Annotated in this window: 14 protein-coding genes and 3 pseudogenes; 10 read left to right on the top strand and 7 right to left on the bottom strand. The window is 69.3% G+C overall.

The genetic code is table 11. The annotated features are described in order from the left end of the window. The first annotated feature begins 252 nt into the window (after window positions 1-252). A complete protein-coding gene (locus tag ACIPXB_RS25425) occupies window positions 253-594 on the top strand; it encodes a hypothetical protein (RefSeq protein ID WP_401453718.1) in 342 nt (113 codons plus the stop codon). A gap of 672 nt (window positions 595-1,266) precedes the next feature. Here ACIPXB_RS25425 and ACIPXB_RS25420 read toward each other — a convergent pair. Next, window positions 1,267-1,446, bottom strand: coding sequence for a hypothetical protein (locus ACIPXB_RS25420; RefSeq protein WP_401453647.1), 180 nt, complete (start codon window positions 1,444-1,446; stop codon window positions 1,267-1,269). A gap of 185 nt (window positions 1,447-1,631) precedes the next feature. On the opposite strand from ACIPXB_RS25420, the gene ACIPXB_RS25415 reads away from it, so the two are divergent. Both ACIPXB_RS25415 and ACIPXB_RS25410 read left to right on the top strand, forming a co-directional pair. Beyond that, window positions 1,632-5,414 carry a hypothetical protein gene (locus tag ACIPXB_RS25415; RefSeq protein WP_401453645.1) on the top strand — a complete coding sequence of 1,261 codons (3,783 nt, stop codon included), beginning with the start codon at window positions 1,632-1,634 and terminating at the stop codon, window positions 5,412-5,414. 694 nt (window positions 5,415-6,108) lie between these two features. Continuing rightward, window positions 6,109-6,657: a hypothetical protein gene (locus ACIPXB_RS25410; RefSeq protein WP_401453643.1), complete on the top strand. Its 549-nt coding sequence runs from the start codon at window positions 6,109-6,111 to the stop codon at window positions 6,655-6,657. Here ACIPXB_RS25410 and ACIPXB_RS25405 read toward each other — a convergent pair. Beyond that, entirely contained in the window at window positions 6,605-7,399 is a 795-nt protein-coding gene (locus ACIPXB_RS25405) for an IS5 family transposase (protein WP_401453641.1), read from the bottom strand. The genes ACIPXB_RS25410 and ACIPXB_RS25405 overlap by 53 nt on opposite strands. 366 nt (window positions 7,400-7,765) lie before the next feature. Continuing rightward, window positions 7,766-7,906, bottom strand: a complete 141-nt coding sequence (locus ACIPXB_RS25400) for a hypothetical protein (RefSeq protein ID WP_401453639.1) — start codon at window positions 7,904-7,906, stop codon at window positions 7,766-7,768. Between the two features lie 323 nt (window positions 7,907-8,229). Between ACIPXB_RS25400 and ACIPXB_RS25395 the strand changes: the two genes are divergently transcribed. The 4 genes from ACIPXB_RS25395 to ACIPXB_RS25380 all read left to right on the top strand — a co-directional run bounded on the left by ACIPXB_RS25395 (window position 8,230) and on the right by ACIPXB_RS25380 (window position 11,979). Then, the gene (locus tag ACIPXB_RS25395) at window positions 8,230-10,155 is read left to right on the top strand and encodes a multicopper oxidase family protein (RefSeq protein WP_401453637.1); all 1,926 of its coding nucleotides are present in this window, start codon (window positions 8,230-8,232) and stop codon (window positions 10,153-10,155) included. Window positions 10,156-10,542: 387 nt separating this feature from the next. Beyond that, window positions 10,543-10,899 carry a winged helix-turn-helix domain-containing protein gene (locus tag ACIPXB_RS25390; protein ID WP_401453717.1) on the top strand — a complete coding sequence of 119 codons (357 nt, stop codon included), beginning with the start codon at window positions 10,543-10,545 and terminating at the stop codon, window positions 10,897-10,899. Between the two features lie 91 nt (window positions 10,900-10,990). Then, window positions 10,991-11,422 (top strand): transposase, encoded by a 432-nt coding sequence (locus tag ACIPXB_RS25385; protein WP_401453636.1) that lies wholly within the window; start codon window positions 10,991-10,993, stop codon window positions 11,420-11,422. An 86-nt stretch (window positions 11,423-11,508) separates the two neighbouring features. Beyond that, the gene (locus tag ACIPXB_RS25380) at window positions 11,509-11,979 is read left to right on the top strand and encodes a DUF5959 family protein (protein WP_401453634.1); all 471 of its coding nucleotides are present in this window, start codon (window positions 11,509-11,511) and stop codon (window positions 11,977-11,979) included. 173 nt (window positions 11,980-12,152) lie between these two features. On the opposite strand, the gene ACIPXB_RS25375 is transcribed toward ACIPXB_RS25380, so the two are convergent. After that, a complete protein-coding gene (locus tag ACIPXB_RS25375) occupies window positions 12,153-12,494 on the bottom strand; it encodes a hypothetical protein (protein WP_401453632.1) in 342 nt (113 codons plus the stop codon). Between the two features lie 158 nt (window positions 12,495-12,652). On the opposite strand from ACIPXB_RS25375, the pseudogene ACIPXB_RS25370 reads away from it, so the two are divergent. Beyond that, window positions 12,653-12,859: pseudogene (locus ACIPXB_RS25370) on the top strand (IS5/IS1182 family transposase); the annotation flags it as partial. Here the strand turns inward: ACIPXB_RS25370 and ACIPXB_RS25365 are convergent. Further along, complete coding sequence (locus ACIPXB_RS25365; protein ID WP_401453630.1) at window positions 12,860-13,204, bottom strand: hypothetical protein; 345 nt, start codon at window positions 13,202-13,204, stop codon at window positions 12,860-12,862. 124 nt (window positions 13,205-13,328) lie between these two features. On the opposite strand from ACIPXB_RS25365, the pseudogene ACIPXB_RS25360 reads away from it, so the two are divergent. Further along, window positions 13,329-14,462: pseudogene (locus tag ACIPXB_RS25360) on the top strand (IS630 family transposase). 18 nt (window positions 14,463-14,480) lie between these two features. Here the strand turns inward: ACIPXB_RS25360 and ACIPXB_RS25355 are convergent. Both ACIPXB_RS25355 and dnaB read right to left on the bottom strand, forming a co-directional pair. Further along, window positions 14,481-14,834, bottom strand: a complete 354-nt coding sequence (locus ACIPXB_RS25355) for a hypothetical protein (protein ID WP_401453628.1) — start codon at window positions 14,832-14,834, stop codon at window positions 14,481-14,483. Between the two features lie 63 nt (window positions 14,835-14,897). After that, on the bottom strand, window positions 14,898-16,244 hold the full coding sequence (gene dnaB, locus ACIPXB_RS25350; RefSeq protein WP_401453716.1) for a replicative DNA helicase: 1,347 nt from the start codon (window positions 16,242-16,244) through the stop codon (window positions 14,898-14,900). A 632-nt stretch (window positions 16,245-16,876) separates the two neighbouring features. Here dnaB and ACIPXB_RS25345 point away from each other — a divergent pair. Then, a pseudogene (locus ACIPXB_RS25345) lies at window positions 16,877-17,179 on the top strand (helicase associated domain-containing protein); the annotation flags it as partial. Window positions 17,180-17,193 lie beyond the last annotated feature (14 nt).

The raw sequence follows: 17,193 nt of genomic DNA, 5'->3' as shown, positions 1-17,193 counted from the left end.
CGCCGGGCGGGCCGGGCACCGCGGACGGCCTCGTCTACGCCCCGTACACCCTCGCCGCGACGTACCGGGCGCTGGAGGCGCGGCGCCAGGAGGAAGGAGGCGGAGGAACGGGCACGCCGCCCGTACACCGGGGCACGGCGCGTCCCGGCGGAGGTCTGGGACCTCGCCTCCGGCCGCGACCACGGCCAGGGGGACGAGGGCGGCCTGCCGGAACTCCGTGCCCTGTCCCGCCTGGGGGACCCGTCGGTCAGCGTGCTGTGCCTGTACCGGCGGGGGGACCAGCTGTCGTACGACGCGGAGGGCCTGCTGCCGCTGACCCTGGGCGCCCGCGCCGGAACCCCGGCCCGCCGACGCCAGGAGCGCGACCTCCTGCTCAACACCCTGGCCCTGCCCGCCCACTGGTTCCGGGGCAACAACCCCCTGCCGCCGCCCCGGGCCTGGCCGACACCCCACCCCTTGCTGAGCCGGCTCCACGTGGCGGTCTTCGACCCGACGGGCCCGTGCGTCTCAGGGCCGCAGGACCGCCTCCACTACGACCCGGTGACCGGGCTCGCCAAGCGGTGTGTGGGCGGCGCGGAACGTGAGCGAGGTTGATCCCCGCGTGTGCGGGGTGCAGGCGCCGCTCTGCTCGTAACGAGAGCCATCCCCGCGTGCGCGGCGAGCGACCCGACGAAGGCCGGGACAAGAGCCACGACGGGGGTTCATCCCTGCGCGTGCCGGGCGTTACGCCAGGCCTGCTCAGAAACGGTTGGCGCCGGGTGCATCCCCGCGGTGCGGGGCCTGGGAAGCCTGGGCCTCGCCCGGCTGATCGACGAGGGGTCATCCCCGCGTGCGCGGGGTGCGGTAGGGCTGCGCCACGAGCGCGGTCCCGCGGTGAGGCTAGTACTCTCCGCGCCAGGCCACCAGACGGCCGCACGGTGGGGCCGCGTTCGGCGGATTCGTCGGCAGGCGGCCTGACGGCCGTCTATAGTCCCAGGTCATGTCGCAGCCCCGCCGACGGGGATGACCCCAGCAGCTCGGCACTCGTTGGGGCGATGTCACTGCTCCCCGCAACTGTGGGGATGACCCTCGCACCGAGGCTCAGCAGATCGAGGCTCTACTCTGCACCCCGCACCCTGCGGGGATGACCCCAGCAGGTACTTCAGCGGTAGCCCGGCGAGCCGCTGCTCCCGCGACCGCGGGTGACCCCTGCCCCAACACGGCACCAGCCGCTGGCAGGATTCGCTCCCCCGCACCGGCGGGGACCAGGCCATCCGCCGCGCCCGCTCAACGTGCCCCGCGCCGCCGCAGCAGGATCGTCAGCGTCGCCCGGGCGTCGCGGCGGCGTTCCGGGCTGCGGGCCAGGACCGAGGTCGCCGCGACCGTCACCACGGCCGCTGTGTAGGTCAGGCCCGTGAGGGCGGCCAGGACGGCCGCGTCGTCGAGTACGTACGGCAGGACGGACATGTACGGATCCCCCTGAGACGGGTTGCCCGACGGTCTGTTCCGTCGGGCTTCGGTCTTCCCGATTTGCGCCGACCGGAGGTCTTCCGGCGATGTCCGGACAGTCCCCGGAACGGTAATTACGCTGGTCGGCGCGGGGCTGACGGCGTTTCCGGCGAAGTTCCGTTCCGGGGAAGGGGAAGGCGTAGGTGTCGGACTTCGCGCAGGATCTGCGGGCGCTGTACGAGGCCGCCGGCGGAGGCGCCGAGCTGGGGCTCAAGCACCTCGTCAGCCATGCCAAGGCGCACGGCCACACGGTGGCCGACGCCACCCTCAGCGACTGGCTGAAGGGCCCTTCCGTTCCCCGGCAGGAGCGCCACGTCCGCTGCCTGCTCCAGTGCCTCATCCCGTATCTGGAAGCCTGTGCTCTACGGCGCTCCCCGACCCACCAGCGGACGAGCGACGAAGCCTGGAGCGCGCGGCTGAGCTCCGCGCAGGCGAGCCGCAAGAGCCGGCAGGGCGGCCGCGGCCCGCGGATCCACGCCGGCTCGCCCGGACGGCTCCACGCCCACGTGGCAGAGATCGGACAATCCATCCTGCCGCGCGAGTTCGTGGGACGGGAGGAGGAGCTGCGGGAGCTGTCGGCCTTCGCGACCGCCCCGGCCGGACAGGGGCCCGCCCACACCTGGTGGCAGGCCGATGCCTGGGCCGGCAAGTCGGCACTGCTGGCCTGGTTCGTCCTCCGACACCTCCCGACCGGGGTCGAGGCCGTCAGCTACTTCATCGCCGAGCGTCTGGGCACCAACCACCGCGAGGACTTCCTGCGCGCCATGACCGAACAGCTCGCCGCAGTCGCCGGGAAGAAGAAGCCGGCAGCGGGGCGCAACGGGCCGGCGCACCTGCACGACCTGTACGAGGCCGCGGCCCGGGCCGCCACCGCCCGCCGCCGGACCCTGCTGCTCGTCGTCGACGGACTCGACGAGGACGCGGACGCGGGCCCGGGCCGGCAGAGCATCGCCGCCCTGCTGCCCAAGCGGCCCCCGCCCGGGATGCGCGTCCTCGTCTCGGGGCGGCCGAACCCCTTGCTCCCGGACGACGTCCCCGCCGACCACCCGCTACGGGACCCGGCGGTCGTCCGCCGCCTCGCCGTCTCGCCCGCCGCGCGGGTCATCCGGGACATGGCCATGCGGGACCTGCACGCCCTGCTCGACGACCGGGACGTCGGCTGCCACCTCGTCGGCCTCCTCGCGGTGGCCCGGGGCGCCCTCAGCGGCAGGGACATGGCGGAGCTCGCCGGGGTCCGCCCGTACGACGTGGACAGGAGGCTCCGCGGTGTGACGGGGCGAGCCATGGCCCCCGACGCGCGCGACCGGCTCTCCCCGGCCCCGCACGAGGAGGACGAGGACGCGGGCCGGCGTACGTACGTCCTCGCGCACGACGAGCTGCGGCGGGCCGCAGCGGACGCCCTCGGCACGGCGGAGCTCGCCGCGTACGAGGCACGCCTGCACGCGTGGGCCGACGGCTACCGGGACACGGGCTGGCCCGAGGCGACACCGGACTACCTCCTGACCGGCTACACCCGCCTGACCCAGCGCACCGCCGACGCCGGACGGCTCGCGGCGCTCGCCCTCGATCCACGGCGCCAGCTCCGCCTGGTGGAACGCTCGGCGGTGGACGTCGCGCTCGCAGAACTCGGCCTGGCCGTGACGGCGGCCGACGCGGGTGACACCGCCCCGAGCCTTGCCGTACTGGCCGGGGCCGCCGTCTCCCGGGAGTTCCTCCTGCGTCCATCCCGCCCGCTGCCGCGCGCCGTCCTGCGTGCGGCAGCGCGGCTCGGGGACACCGGCCGGGCGAGGTCATGGGCGCTGGCGTCGGCGCGGGCCGACGCCAAGGCTGTCGCCCTGGCCGAGGTGGCTCGCGTACTGGCGGACACCGGGCACGCGGACGCCCAGGAGACGGCCCGGGAGACCGCGCGGGAGGCGGCGGCGTGGGCGCGTGCGGCACGGTGTCAGATCGGGTTGCACGCCGGCGAGGACGCCGGCGAGGACGGCGGGGCGGAACCGGCGGCCGCTCGCGCGGCAGTCGCTCTGATCGCGACGCGGCAGGTGGAGGACGGCCTGCTGCTGCTCCGCTCGACGCGGGGGCCGAGTACGTCCCGGTACGAGGCGTGGGCGGACGCGATCCGACTGCTGGGCCCGGACCGACCGGCGTCGGCGTCGGAACTGCTCGACGAGATGGACCAGGAGGCGCAGGAACTGGCCGACCGCTCCCACGACGACCTCCCGGAGGCCCTGGGCGTTGCGATCCAGATCTGGGCGACCTTGGCGGCGGCCGCCTCCCCGGAGATGGCGGACCGGTGCCGCGACCGGATCCTCGACTCCACCAGGGCCCTGTGGGCCGAAGCACCGACGCTCGAGAACGCGGGCCTTCTCGCGACCGCGGCATCGGCGCTGGCGGAGGCCCGCCCCGCCGAGGCGGCGTCCCTGGCGGAGCGGGCGCTCGGGTACGTCGAGCCGGTCCTCCAGGCGAGCGGGCCGCTGCGGCCGGAGGACGGTACTCCTCCGGCCCCCGACTTCCCGCTCACCCTCGCCCGGATCGTGCGGGCGCTCACCGACACCGGCTGGCCGACGGCACGGGCCCGGCAATTCCTGGAGGAGCTGCCCGAGGAGTTCCATACCGACGATGCCCGGGCTGCGACCCATGAGCCATGGAGCACCGGCGGATCGACGGATTCCGCGCACCGCGAGGCGGAACGGCTGGCTGACGAGGCCTTCCGGCTGGCGGACCTCGGCCGGGACCACGAGGCCAGGCGCTGTCTGGGGAAGGCCCTCGCCCTGCTGCCGGGTGCCGGCCGGGATGCGCGACGGTCGATGTCGCGCCTGCTGCCGGACCTGGCCGGCGCCTTCGTACGGGCCGGACTCGCCGCGGATGTCGAGGCGCTCGCCGCCCGCGTGGACGACCCGGGTGACCTTGCCGCCGTACGTGCCGCCGCGTCGCTGGCGTACGCGGACGCCGGGGGCACGGCGGACGCACGGACCCAGGCCCGGGGCGCGGCCCAGACTGTTCGAGCCGCTCCGGGGACGCCGGACGACTGCATGTCCGGCGGATGGGCCAGTGCCGCGCAGGCGTTGGCCGGTGTGGGGGAGGGGGACGCCGCACTGGACCTCATCGAGGCGGCGAAGCCGACGGAGCGGGTCGCGAGGGCGGCGTGGCGGACATCGGCCCGGCAGGCGCGGATCGCCGTCGCCACGGTGATGGCGGCCCACGCGCCGAGCGCCGCCGGCAGGCTTATCGACGAGGAGCACGGGCGCCTGCTCGCCGCCCGGAACAGGCCCGGCGGACTGGAGGGCCTGCTGGCAGGGCTCGCCGAACTCCTGCCCGCCGCGGCCGTACTGGAGGAGGAGTGCCGGGAGCGGCTTCACCACGCGGTCCGTGACGGGCTCGCGTACGCGGACGAGCCGCCGCAGACCTGGAAGGCCGAGACCGTCCTCGTACACGCCCTGCTGCGGATCGCGGAGGGCAAGGACGCCACCCCTCAGCTCACATGGCTGGACCGGGACGTACGGGCCCAAGGCCCGGAGCAGTCACCGATGGGCGGGCTCGCGGTGGTCCACGCCCTGCGGGGCGACACGGACGCGGCATGGCAGACGGCCGACCTGCTCCCGAACCCGGAGGCCCGCGCGGCCGCGTTCGCCGCGGTCGCAGGTCACCTGGCCCGGGTACCCGCCCGCATCCCTCCCGTACGTCCCGTGGGCGATCACGGCACCTTCACCGATACGATCCGCGCCCTGGCCCTGACCGCGGCCCCGTCCACCCCTCCCGACCTCCCGGCGGCCGCCGGCTTCCTCCGGCAGGCCCTGGAAGGCGACGGCTGGCACCACGCCTTGGCGGTCCTGGCCCATCTCGCTCCCGAAGCCCTCGCACCCGTCCGGGACATCACCTTCGCCCACCTCCGGACGGGAACCTCGCCCTGGGTCCCCGGCCGCGGGTGAAGGAGGCGAGCGCTCACCGCGGGCTGCCGACTTTTGTCCGCGGACAAAAGTCGGCAGCCCCCGGACCCACGTTCCGCAGGAGCAATGCCGTGTGGGCGGGCACGATGCGTACGTCCTGTTGCGCGCTGCAGCAGAACGTCTCGCGAGCCCCGCCCGAACCCGCACGGCGTCACTCCTCCCCGCCGACCGACGAAACGTCATACGGCCAGCCGCTGCCAGCGCAGGCGCAAAGACGCCGCATCACCACGGCACGCTCGGTCATAATGGCTGTTGCCCACACGTGTGGGGATGCCCCAGGGATCGTCGAGCCGGCGGACGTCGTGGCGCTCGCTGCCCCGTACGCGGGGATGGCCCCGACCAGACGGCACTGTTTGCCCAGGAGTGCAAGTACTCCCTGCACATGCGGGGGTGTACTCCAGAAGGACCGCACGGGCTGCCACGCTACGGGTTAGCGAGCGGTCGGTGGAGCGATGGCGTCGCCAGTGGCGCGAGCGTGGCCAGGCCGGCGTCCTGTCGAAGGTATCCCCGGGCCGACCGAGGCTCAGTGAGACACAGATCGCCAGACTGGAAAGGGAGTTAGAAGCCGTATCTCAACCGAACATGATCGTTGAGTCTTCGCTGGTCAGGAATGGTTTCGGTGGGATGAGGGAGAGATCCCGCGTCCTGTTTCCGTCTGATCGTCGAGGTGCGCGCGGTGGCGTCGATTCTGGGTTTGCTGGAGGAGCGCGAGGCGGCTGCTCTTGTGCGGGCCGAAGAGCTTCGGGAGGCCGCGGCGTTGGCGGCTGCGGCGCTGGAGGCTGCCGAGGTCGAGCTGGAGCGGCGGGTGATCGCGCGTGAGGAACTCGTTGATGCCCTGGCCGTGTCCGCGGCTGAGACCGCCGTCATCACGGAGGACGGAGAGGAGAAGGTCGCGCCGCACGAGCCCGGCCCTGAGCCCGTGGCCGCGTCGGTGCCGGGGGCCGTGGTGCCTGCGTGGCGGGAGGGGCTGTCGGTGTCGGTCCTCTCGCCGGACAATCAGCGGATCTTGAATGTGCTCCAGGACCGGCCGGGCCCGGAGCCGGTGCGGGCCAAGGACATCGCGGAGGCGCTGGGGATCGATACGACGGTACCGGCGAAGGTCGAGGGAGTGCGCTCGAAGGCGAAACGCCTGGGCGAGCGTGGCTGGCTGCTCCTGGAGGCATCGGGGATGTTCAGCGCCGGCCGGCGGCTCGTGGCCGGGCCAGCCGGCGCCCCATCCGCGTGATCATAGAGAACAGGATCATCGCCTCGCTGGTCGCGGGCAGGGTCTCGTAGTCCCTGGCCAGACGCCTCGAATGCATCAACCAGCTCAGCGTCCTCTCTACCACCCACCGTCGCGGTAGCACCACGAACCCCTCCATGTCGTCGGTACGTTTGACGATCTCAAGGGTGAGCGCGAGCTTCTCGCGGCACCAGTCGATCAGGCCGCCGGTGTAGCCGCCGTCGGCCCAGACCAGGGTGATGTCCCGGTGCAGGTTCCGCAGCCGGGCCAGCAAGGGGAGGGCTGCCTCGCGGTCGCCAATGTTCGCGGCGGTCACCGCGACGACCAGGATCAGACCGAGACAATCTGTGATCACGTGGCGCTTCCGCCCGTTGACCTGCTTGCCTCCGTCGTAACCGCGTGAGGCGGCGGGCACCGAGGCAGCCGCCTTCACCGACTGCGCGTCGATGATCCCCGCGCTGGGTTCCGCCTCGCGACCTTCCCGCTTTCGAACGTTCTCCCGCAGCCGGTCGTGGAACTCGGCGATCAGCTCGTTCTCGCGCCAGCGGCGGAAGAAGGCATAGACCCGGGCCCAGGCGGGGAAGTCCACCGGCATCGACCGCCAGGAGATCCCGCCCGCGACGAGGTAGCGGATCGCGTCCAGCATCTGACGGTGGCAGTAGCCCTCGGGCTGCCCGCCCCGACCCTCCAGCCAGGCTGGCAACGGCAACAGCGGGCGCACGGCCGCCCACTCCGCGTCCGTCATATCCGAGGGATACCGCCGTACCCGCTCCGGATGCTCAGCCGCGTTCCCGTACACATGCGCGAGGCAATCGCACGACACCACGGACGAGTTGAACCGGGCAGACGCGGGCGGGTGCAGCAACGACAACAGGGCCTCCCGGAAGTGCTCGGATCGGTTCGCACCCCCGAGCTACCAAGAGGCCCTGCCTTCACGCACCGGGCCCCCAAGGATCACCCGCCCGGGAAGTCCGTTCGACCCCCTCGTTCCAAGATCGGTTGAGATACGACTTCGAACCAGCGGACATCTGGTCCGGGTTCCTGGCTGGAGTGGTGGCCGGCTCCAGGGTGCGACCGTGCGCCGTAGGCGGTGACCCAGCCCGCCCTCACGTCAGGCACGCCGCTGGCGTTGCACCGACCGCACAATCACCCGCAATTCCTTCGCGATCACCGCGGTCTTCTCACCCGCCGCGAACAGCCCACCGGCCTTCAGCCGGATTCCATCACGAAACGCCCGGCGCTCAGCAGTCACGCCCCCGTCCTCCGGATCCCGCATGCCACCGGCATTCAGCGATCACAATCCGTCATCACCCGACGCCAGGTCCGAAAATCGCGGTAGCGGGATTCGGGCCGTCACCGCGCCGACTACAGCCCGCACGCCGCCCGGTACCGCCGGTCCGCCGACACGCCAGGCGTCGTCCCATTACTCACTGTGCGTTACCCATAACATCTGGTGCGGAAATGATCCGCGCCCTCGGGCTGCAGAAGGCGAGAGAAATGATCGCGCGAAGAGACGTGCTCGTAGCCGGAGCCGCCGGCGGGGCGGCCTTGGTCCTTCCAGGACCCAGTGGAGCCGTGGCACTCCCGAAGGGGACCGGGGCGGCCCCAGGGGCCGGGGCTGCCGGCACGCTCCCGGTCCCCACCCTGGACCCCACGACCATTCCGAAATACGTCACCAACCTGGTGATCCCGCCGGTGATGCCGAAGGCCCGCCACTCGGAGCGGCACGGCATCGACACATACGTCATCGGCGTCCGGCAGTTCAGCCAGCAGGTATTGCCTCCCACTCTGCCGTCCACCACCCTGTGGGGATACGGCTCGCTCGGGGACAACAGCACGTTCAACTACCCGTCGTTCACCATCGAGGCCAAGACCGACCGGCCTGTCCGAGTCACCTGGGTGAACGATCTCGTCGACAGCCAGGGCCGTTTCCTCCCGCACTTGCTCGCGGTCGACCCCACCCTGCACTGGGCGAACCCGCCAGGCGGAAACGCCGGGCGCGATTCCCGGCCGACCTTCACATCGACGCCGGGTCCGTACACCGGCCCCGTACCGATCGTCACCCACCTGCACGGCGGGCATTCCACCGAGGAGAGCGACGGCTACACCGAAGCGTGGTACCTGCCGCGCGCAAACAACATTCCTCCTGAATTCGCCACCGTGGGCTCCTTCTACAATGAGTTCCGGGACAAGTTCGCCAATGCGCACGGCCTGAAGTGGGACCCGGGTACCGCGACCTTCCAGTACGCCAACGACCAGCGGGCATCGACCCTCTGGTTCCACGATCACACCCTGGGCCTGACCCGGCTCAACGTCTACGCCGGACCCGCCGGGTTCTATCTGCTCCGCGGCGGCGAGTCCGACCTGCCCAAGGGGAAGCTGCCCGGACCGGCGCCCGCCTTCGGCGATCCGCCGGGCACGCGGTACCACGAGATCCCCCTGGCCATCCAGGACCGCTCGTTCAACTCGGACGGCTCGCTGTTCTACCCCACGAGCCGGGAATTCTTCGACGGGTTCGCGGGACCGTACATTCCCACCACCGACGTGTCGCCGATCTGGAACCCCGAATTCTTCGCCAACACCATGGTGGTCAACGGCCGGACATGGCCGAAGCTCGAAGTCGAACCGCGTCGCTACAGGCTGCGCTTCCTCAACGGATGCAATGCCCGGTTCCTCATCCTGAAGATCGCGAACAGCCCGACCGCCCGGCCGGCGCAGTCGGCAGTGCCGTTCTGGCAGATCGGCAACGAAGGCGGGTTCCTGCCCGCACCCGTGCGGCTGGAGCGGCTGCTGTTGGCCAATGCGGAGCGGGCCGACGTCATCGTCGACTTCACCGGGATCCCGGAAGGCACTGAGCTTTACCTCATCAACGAGGGCGCGGACGAACCCTTCGGCCGGGGCGAACCAGGCGTGGCCTTCCCCGTGGCAGATCCGGCCACCACGGGGCAGGTGATGAAATTCGTGGTCGGCCCGCTGGCGAGCAAGGACACCAGCGTCCCGCCGGACCGGCTCAGGCTGCCCCGGATCAAGCCGCTCGGCTCGTCGAGCGTCACGCGTCGGCTCTCCCTCAACGAGGCGAACTCCAGCAGTCCCCAGGTGCCACCGGGAACGCCGGTCCAGAGCCTGCTCGGGACGGTCGACTCCGCCGGCAATCCGGTGTTGCTCGCCTGGCACGACCCGGTCACGGAGAACCCGAGGCTGAACGCGACCGAAACATGGGAGCTGTACAACTTCACTGTGGACGCCCACCCGATCCACATCCACGAGGTGGCGTTCGAGGTGGTGGACCGGCAACCGTTCAACGGGGCGCCCATTCCGCCGGAGAGCTGGGAGCTCGGCTTCAAGGACACCGTGATCGCCTATCCAGGAGAGATCACCCGGGTGAAGGCCCGGTTCGACCACCCGGGCCGCTTCGTCTGGCACTGCCACATCGTCGAGCACGAGGACAACGAGATGATGCGGCCGTTCCAAATCGGAGGCAGGCGCAAGAAGGACCACTGACGGGTCAGCGTCCGTGGTCGCCCACAGCAGTCAGGCCACCACGGACGCGGTCTCCAGCAGCTCAGGCCCGTGCTCGCGAAGGGGGCCGAATCATCGGCCGGTGGCAGTGGCCCCTCGGCTTACCGCTCTTGCCCTCCAGCAGGCTGGCACCGGCAGCTGCGACCGCGCCGCCGCCCATTCCGCGTCCGTCATGTCGGACGGGTACATCCGCTGCCAGTCGGCTCGTCCGCCGCTTTCCCGTACACATGGGCGAGGCACTCGCACGACACGGCTGACAAGTTGAACGACACAGCCACAAGCGCGTGCAACTGTGCCAACAGGGTCTCCTGGGCACTGGGTTGGACTTAACGCCTCCGAGCTACCAAGAGGCCCTGTCCTCATGCACCGATCATCCCGAGATCACCCGATCAGGAAACCCGTTCGATCACCACACTCGGTGATCGGTATGAATACGGCTTCTTAGAGCGAGGACCGCTCGTCCACGGCTGGGCGGACCAGCGGTGGACCCTGGCTCGGATCAAGACGCTGATTGGTCGCCTGTTCCACGTCTCGTACACGGTCGAGGGCACATGGCTGCTGCTCAAGCGGCATGGCTGGTCGTGGCAACAGCCTGCCCGGAGAGCCATCGAGCGTGACGACACCTCGGTCGAAGTCTGGAAGAAGGAGACCTGGCCGCGGGTAAAAGCATCGCGGCGGAGCGCGGGGCCTGGATCGTCTTTGAAGACGAGGCCGGGCAGTCGATGACTCCGCCGCGTGCCAGAACCCGGGGCCGCCGGGGCTGCGCGCCGGTCGTGCGGCTGCGTGGCCGCGGTTCCGGGCGAGTGTCGATGGCGGCATGACCTGCTACAAGCCTGGTGAGCGGACCCGGCTGTTCTATACGGTCCGGGAGTACACCGGGCGCAAGGACCAGCCGAAGCGCTTCGGCTGGCGCGACTTCCGTGATCTGATCGTCCGGGCCCGCATCCAGCTGGGCGGGCCGATCGTGCTGGTCTGGGACAACGTCCGACTACACCTGACGAAGCCGCTGCGCGAGTTCATCGACGCGAACGCCGAATGGCTCACGGTCGTTCAGCTACCCACCTACGCGCCCGACCTCAACCCAACCGAGGGCGTGTGGTCCCTGGTCAAGCGCGACATCGGCAACCTCGCCGCCGCCAGCCTCAGCCAAGTAACCCGCGCGGTCAAGCGTCGGCTCAAGCAGCTCCAGTACCGGCCGGACGTGATCGACGGCTGTCTTGCCGGCACCGGCTTGGCCCTGGGCACCTGACTCTCCAGGCCTGGGCCTGACTGTGTCGCTCGTCCGCCGGTAGGAGACGATGCAGCCCACACCAGCGCACGAAAGCGAGCAACTTCATGACGGAACCCGCTCCGATGGACCTGATCCACCTCGCCGATCCGGACGGGAATCGCTGCATCGTGCGCGTCACGGGACGGTCCCAGCCGGGCGCGCTGGCCGGCTACGACATCCTGCACGCGGACGTACTCGCCTCCGCGAGCTTCGTGGACGCCCGGCTCGACCTTTACCTCTTCCAGCACGACCTGGACTCCTGGGAGCAGGAGCTGTCCAGCCTGGAACCAGGCCAAACAGCCAGCATCGGCGGAGGCCGCGGCCTGAGCCTTGACATTTACGTGCACGAAGACGGCTGGCTGTCGATCCAGGTCAGCGACCCGGACCGTCTTACGACGGTCCTGGGAACCCGACCCGAGGGAGACTGGATCGCGGAGCACCTCGGGCGCCTGGAACAGGTCCGGCAGACCTGGCCCCGCGAAGTCATCGAGACGGCACCAGGAACCTACGAGTGGAGCCCCAACCGCAAGCGGTGACCACCTGATCCCAGCAACCGACATGACGCATTCAAGTTCAGTACGGCCGAGCCAACCTCGACCTCCTACGCCAACGCGTACTCCTCAGCTCATGACCCTGCGACATCACAAGATCCCCGGCAGAGCCCGATTTTCCAGGGGCCCGTATGGCTGGGAGCTGGTGACTCGTCTCGTCAGAGGTCGACGCGATGCTCCGCAGCCGATGGGTCATCGACGGAGCCGTAGCGCAGGACGACGTGCGCCGGCCGGAACGGCAGGTCCTTCAGGATGGGCGCCATGACGGCGAAGAGTGCATCGGCGTCCGATCCGTAGGCGTAGAGGGCGACCTCGCCGCCTCCGTACTCGTTCCCGTCGAACTCGCCGACGTCGGCTTGCTCGATCGCCTCGGTAAGGAGGGACTGGGCCTGGCGGACGGCCTCCCGCTGGGTTGGATCGCCGAGACCAGCGTCGGCCAGGCGGTAGTGAGCGATGACGGCATGCTCAACGTCGTTTTCTGCTTCGTCTGTGTTGGCCATACGGGAAACGTTCTCATCCCAGACCGATGTCCTCGCCGGCCTGGCCGCCCTGCAGGACGCGGAGACCTCGATCTCCTACACCAACATGTACTGCTCGACCCGCGACCCTGTGACATCACAAGATCCCCGACAGAGCCGAATTACGCGACGTTCCACACCAGCGGGCCAACCGCAGACGACGCGGCAGCAAGGGCGGCCGGCCCACCGGCTTCGACAGCGAGATCTACAAACGCCGCAACGAGGTCGAGCGCACGATCAACCGGCTCAAGAACTCCCGGGCCGTCGCAACCCGCTACGACAAGAGGGCCTACGTCTTCCACGGCACCGTCACGGTGGCTTCGATCCGCCTCTGGCTCAAGACATGATCAGCCCGATTCCAGAGCGTCAGCCCGCTTCATCAGGTTCGCTGCGATGTCGTCCCAGTCGGGACCGAAGATCTGCAGGACCATCGCAGCCTCCCGCATCAGCCCGGGCTCGTCCGGCCATTGCAACAGCACTAGCCGATACGAGAGGTTCCGAATCCAGACAGGCAGATTTCCGTCGACGTACTGCGGGCAGAGCTCGCGCAACATGGCGAGGATCACGTCCGCATCGGCGAAGGTCAGCTCTTCGACGAAGTAGTGCTCCCGGTGTTCCCGGCCGCACTCCGGTGTCGGCCGGTACTCATCTCCGTAGAGGCACCGAGCGTGCTCTGTCAGGGTGCTGTGCATGAACCGGAGCCTACGGCGCCTTGATCCGCCGGACAGAACCCAGTGCCACATCAGGCAACGTTCGCCCTGCTGTGACGCGCCGTCCGGTTCGTTCCGGGCTGCGCGCGTCCGCCAGACTGCCCGGGTGGTAGAACGCGTGCGGGTCCGTGAGATCGATGACGACGAGGGCAGACGACTGCTGCGGATCGTCCGCAGGGGCACGGGGTCTGTGGTGACCTGGCGGCGAGCGCAGATGGTGCTGCTGTCCGCGCAGGGCATGAACGTTGCGAAGATCGCCGAAGTGACGTTCACCAGTGCGGACCGGGTCCGGGACGTGATCCACAACTTCCACGCTGACGGCTTCGACTCCCTCTACCCGAAATACAAAGGCGGGCGGCCACGGACGTTCACGCTGCCCGAGCGCCGGGAGACCAAGAAGATCGCCAAGTCCAAGCCGGCCGAGCACGGCCTGCCGTTCTCGACCTGGAGCCTGGCCAAGCTGGCCGACGTCCCGGTAGCCGAGGGGGTGGTCGACGACATCAGCCACGAGGGCCTTCGGGTCCTGCTCCGCGAGGAGGGCGTCTCCTTTCAACGTGTGAAGACCTGGAAGACCTCCCGAGACCCCGACGACGCGGCCAAGAAGGCCCGCGTCGAGCACCTCTACGCGATCGCCGACGGCGAGGTCATACCCGAGGAAGGTGAGCCGGAAGTCGTCTTCTGCCTGCACGAGTTCGGCCCGCTCAACCTCCAGCCCCACCCTGGACGGCAGTGGGCTTAACGCGGCGGCAAGCACAAGGATCCCGACCGGGAGCCCAGGCCGAGACGGCGGGCGACCTATACCCGCCCGCATCGAGTCCGGCACCTGTTCGCCGCCTACGACCTGGGCAAGGACCAGCTCTACGGCCACATCAAGAAGACCAAGAACCGCTCGAAGTTTCTGGAATTCTGCCACTACCTGCGCAGTCTCTACCCGGCCGACGTGCACATCGCAATCGTCTGCGACAACTTCTCACCCCACCTGACGACGAAGCGGTGCCAACGGGTCGGGACCTGGGCCGCGGCGAACAACGTGGAGATCGCCTACACCCCGACCAACTCTTCTTGGCTGAACCGGATCGAGGCCCAGTTCACGGCCCTGCGCTACTTCGCCCTCGACGGCACCGACCATGCCAGCCACAGGGAGCAGGGCAGCATGATCCGCCGCTACATCATCTGGCGGAACAAGCACGCCCAGGACGAGCGCCTGCGCAGCGTCGTCAGCAGGGCGAACGTCGCCTGAATCGAGCAGAGCGCCTGGTCAATCACGCCCCAGCAGATGGGCGTCCTGGGACTGCGGATCCCAGATAACCAGGCGGAACTCCGCTGCAAGCTCCTCGATCGCCTTGATGGCCGCGTCGCTCCGCGACGAGAAGCTCAGATTCATGATCACGTGGTCGATACCGATCGTCAGCGGCGTCGACATCCACGGCGACTCTGCGGCGAAAGGAGGGCGGTCTGGGAACAGCGAGCGCAGCCGCTCATAGAACCCGACCACTCGCTCATCCAACTCACCCTCGTCGTGGTGGTCGGAGGTACACCGATCGAACATCGCACGCGCCGTCGCAGCGTCAGCCGACTCGTCCATCGCTAGAACCGCAAGATCGAAGCTCACGGCATCATCATCCACCCTGCCGCATCGGAACGACCCACAGGGCGAAGGTTGCCTGATGTGGCACTAGGTGGATGCCATGTCGACGAACCGCGAGTAGTGCCCCTGGAAGGCCACCGTGATGGTTGCTGTGGGGCCGTTTCGGTGTTTTGCCACGATGAGGTCCGCCTCGCCTGCGCGGGGGGAGTCTTTCTCGTATGCGTCTTCGCGGTGGAGGAGGATGATCAGGTCGGCGTTGTCTTCCAGCGCTCCGGAGTCGCGTAGGTCGCTGATCTGCGGCTTCTTGTCCGTCCTCTGTTCGGGGCCGCGGTTGAGCTGCGAGATGGCCACGACCGGGATGTCGAGTTCCTTGGCAAGGAGTTTCAGGCAGCGGGAGATCTCTGAGACCTCCTCGTATCGGGAGGCGAAGGGGCGCGTGCCGTAGGTGAGCATCTGGAGGTCGTCGACGACGATGAGCTCGATGTTGCGCTGGAGGTGCAGACGCCTGCTTTGGGACCGGATCTCTGTGAAGGTGGCGTGTGAGCTGTCCTGCACGTACAGGGGTGCGGCGGAGACGTCGGGCATGCGGCGGGCGAGGCGGGTCCAGTCGTCGTCGGTCATGGTGCCGGAACGCATGTGGTGCAGTGCGACGCGGGCTTCCGCGGACAGCATCCGCATGACGACCTCTGTCCTGCGTGACTCAAGGGTGAACAACAGTGCAGGCAGGTTGCTTTTGATGCAGGCGGAGCGCAGGAAGTCCACTGCCAGGGTGGACTTTCCCATGGCGGGGCGGGCGGCGATGACAGTGAGGGTTCCCGGGCGCAGGCCGCCGGTGAGCGAGTCCAGGTCGGTGAATCCGGTGGGTACCCCCACAGACACGTCGCCCGCTCTGCGTCCGACGGCTTCGATCTCGTCGAGGGTGTCCTCGCAGATGTCTCCGAGGGCGTAGGCGGGTGGGATGCTTCCGGCGTCTTGGCTGCTGGCTGCGAAGATCTCGGATTCGGCGGCGTCGACGATGCGGTCGACGAACTCGGGGGTGCCGTTGGCCGCCAGGTCGTGGATGTTGGCGGCCGCGGCCTGCAAACGGCGCAGCCTGGCGGTCGATTGGATCCGCTCAGCCTGGGCGCTCCAGGACTTCCTGGAGGGCTTGCTGCCGGCGAGGGCATTGATGTACTCGGCTCCGCCGGCCGCCTCGAGGTCCCCCGACTCGGTCAGGTGCTCGCACACGCTGAACGGGGTGGGTGTCTGATTCGCCGCGTACACGGCCAGCACAGCGTGGTAGATGAGCCCGTGGGCAGGCCGGTGGAAATCGCGGATACGGAGAATCTCCACGATGTCCGCGATGGCGTCGGTGGAGAACAGCATCGCGCGCAGGACAGATCTCTCGGCCTGTAGATCGCTGGGCTGGCTCTGCTCGATGCCGTCCTCGGCCATGTGATTCCTCTCGATGTCCGGCACCTTCCGCGGGCACCTTCGGTCAGGGTAGCCAGCTGGCGCATTAGGGCCGGAACCTTGGTCAACGTCGCAACGCACGGGCGCGCTCTCGCGCGAGAGCACGGACTGTCTCCGAATGCGGCTGCTCGCTGGAGGACTTCACCGGGGCGTAGAACGGGGTCGGCATCTCCTCGTTAGCGGGCTGCGCCACCACGGCTGGTGTGGAGGACCCCCGGCCTGCAGGCGGATGACCGTCTCCCGGACTTTTATGAGCCCGTTCCGTCGGTAGCCGGGCATCCTGGGGGGTCAGTACCCGCAGACACCGCACCGCCTCAAGACCAGGACGTTGGTTCAGCCGCGCAACAAGCTGCGGCTCGAGGAGCCGGGCCTGGTGCGCTGGCTCTGTACACGAGAACGGGAGTCGTTTGTCGACGGCTTCGGGAGTCACCGCGTGATCCCATCGCTTGATCAATGTCGATGAGTTCGGAAGTCACTGACGGCTGGGTCGGCGTCTTGAGAGGGCTCTCTCGGTGAAGGCCGTGAGCTCTGCGATGCGGTTACGGAGTGCGGCTTGGTCGATGTACGGGGTTACGGCAGCGAGGACTGGCAGTTTTCACGATGCACAGTGCTCACTGGGCGTAGAGCCCGCTCAGGCGTCGCCTCCGGCCCCGGCGGCCGCGCGTACGGCGGAGGGGCCGAGCAAGGCACAGCAGGCGTTCCAACGGGGCCTGACAGCCCTCACACAGTGGGTCGAGCGGGAAGGCGCGGGCCAGCCGGTCCCACGCGCCCACGGCGAGGAAATCACGGTCGAGGGCGAGGCGGAACCGGTGATGGTGAAGCTGGGCGTATGGGTCTCGAACACCAAGAGCCGACGCGACAAGCTCACCGCCGACCAGCTCGCCGCCCTCGCGCAGCTGGGCGTCGACTGGGCCTGACCGAGCTCTGTGGG

This window comes from Streptomyces sp. NPDC090022 (assembly GCF_044748145.1).
In the GTDB taxonomy this organism is placed as follows: domain Bacteria; phylum Actinomycetota; class Actinomycetes; order Streptomycetales; family Streptomycetaceae; genus Streptomyces.
This window is presented reverse-complemented; position numbering and strand designations above follow the sequence as displayed.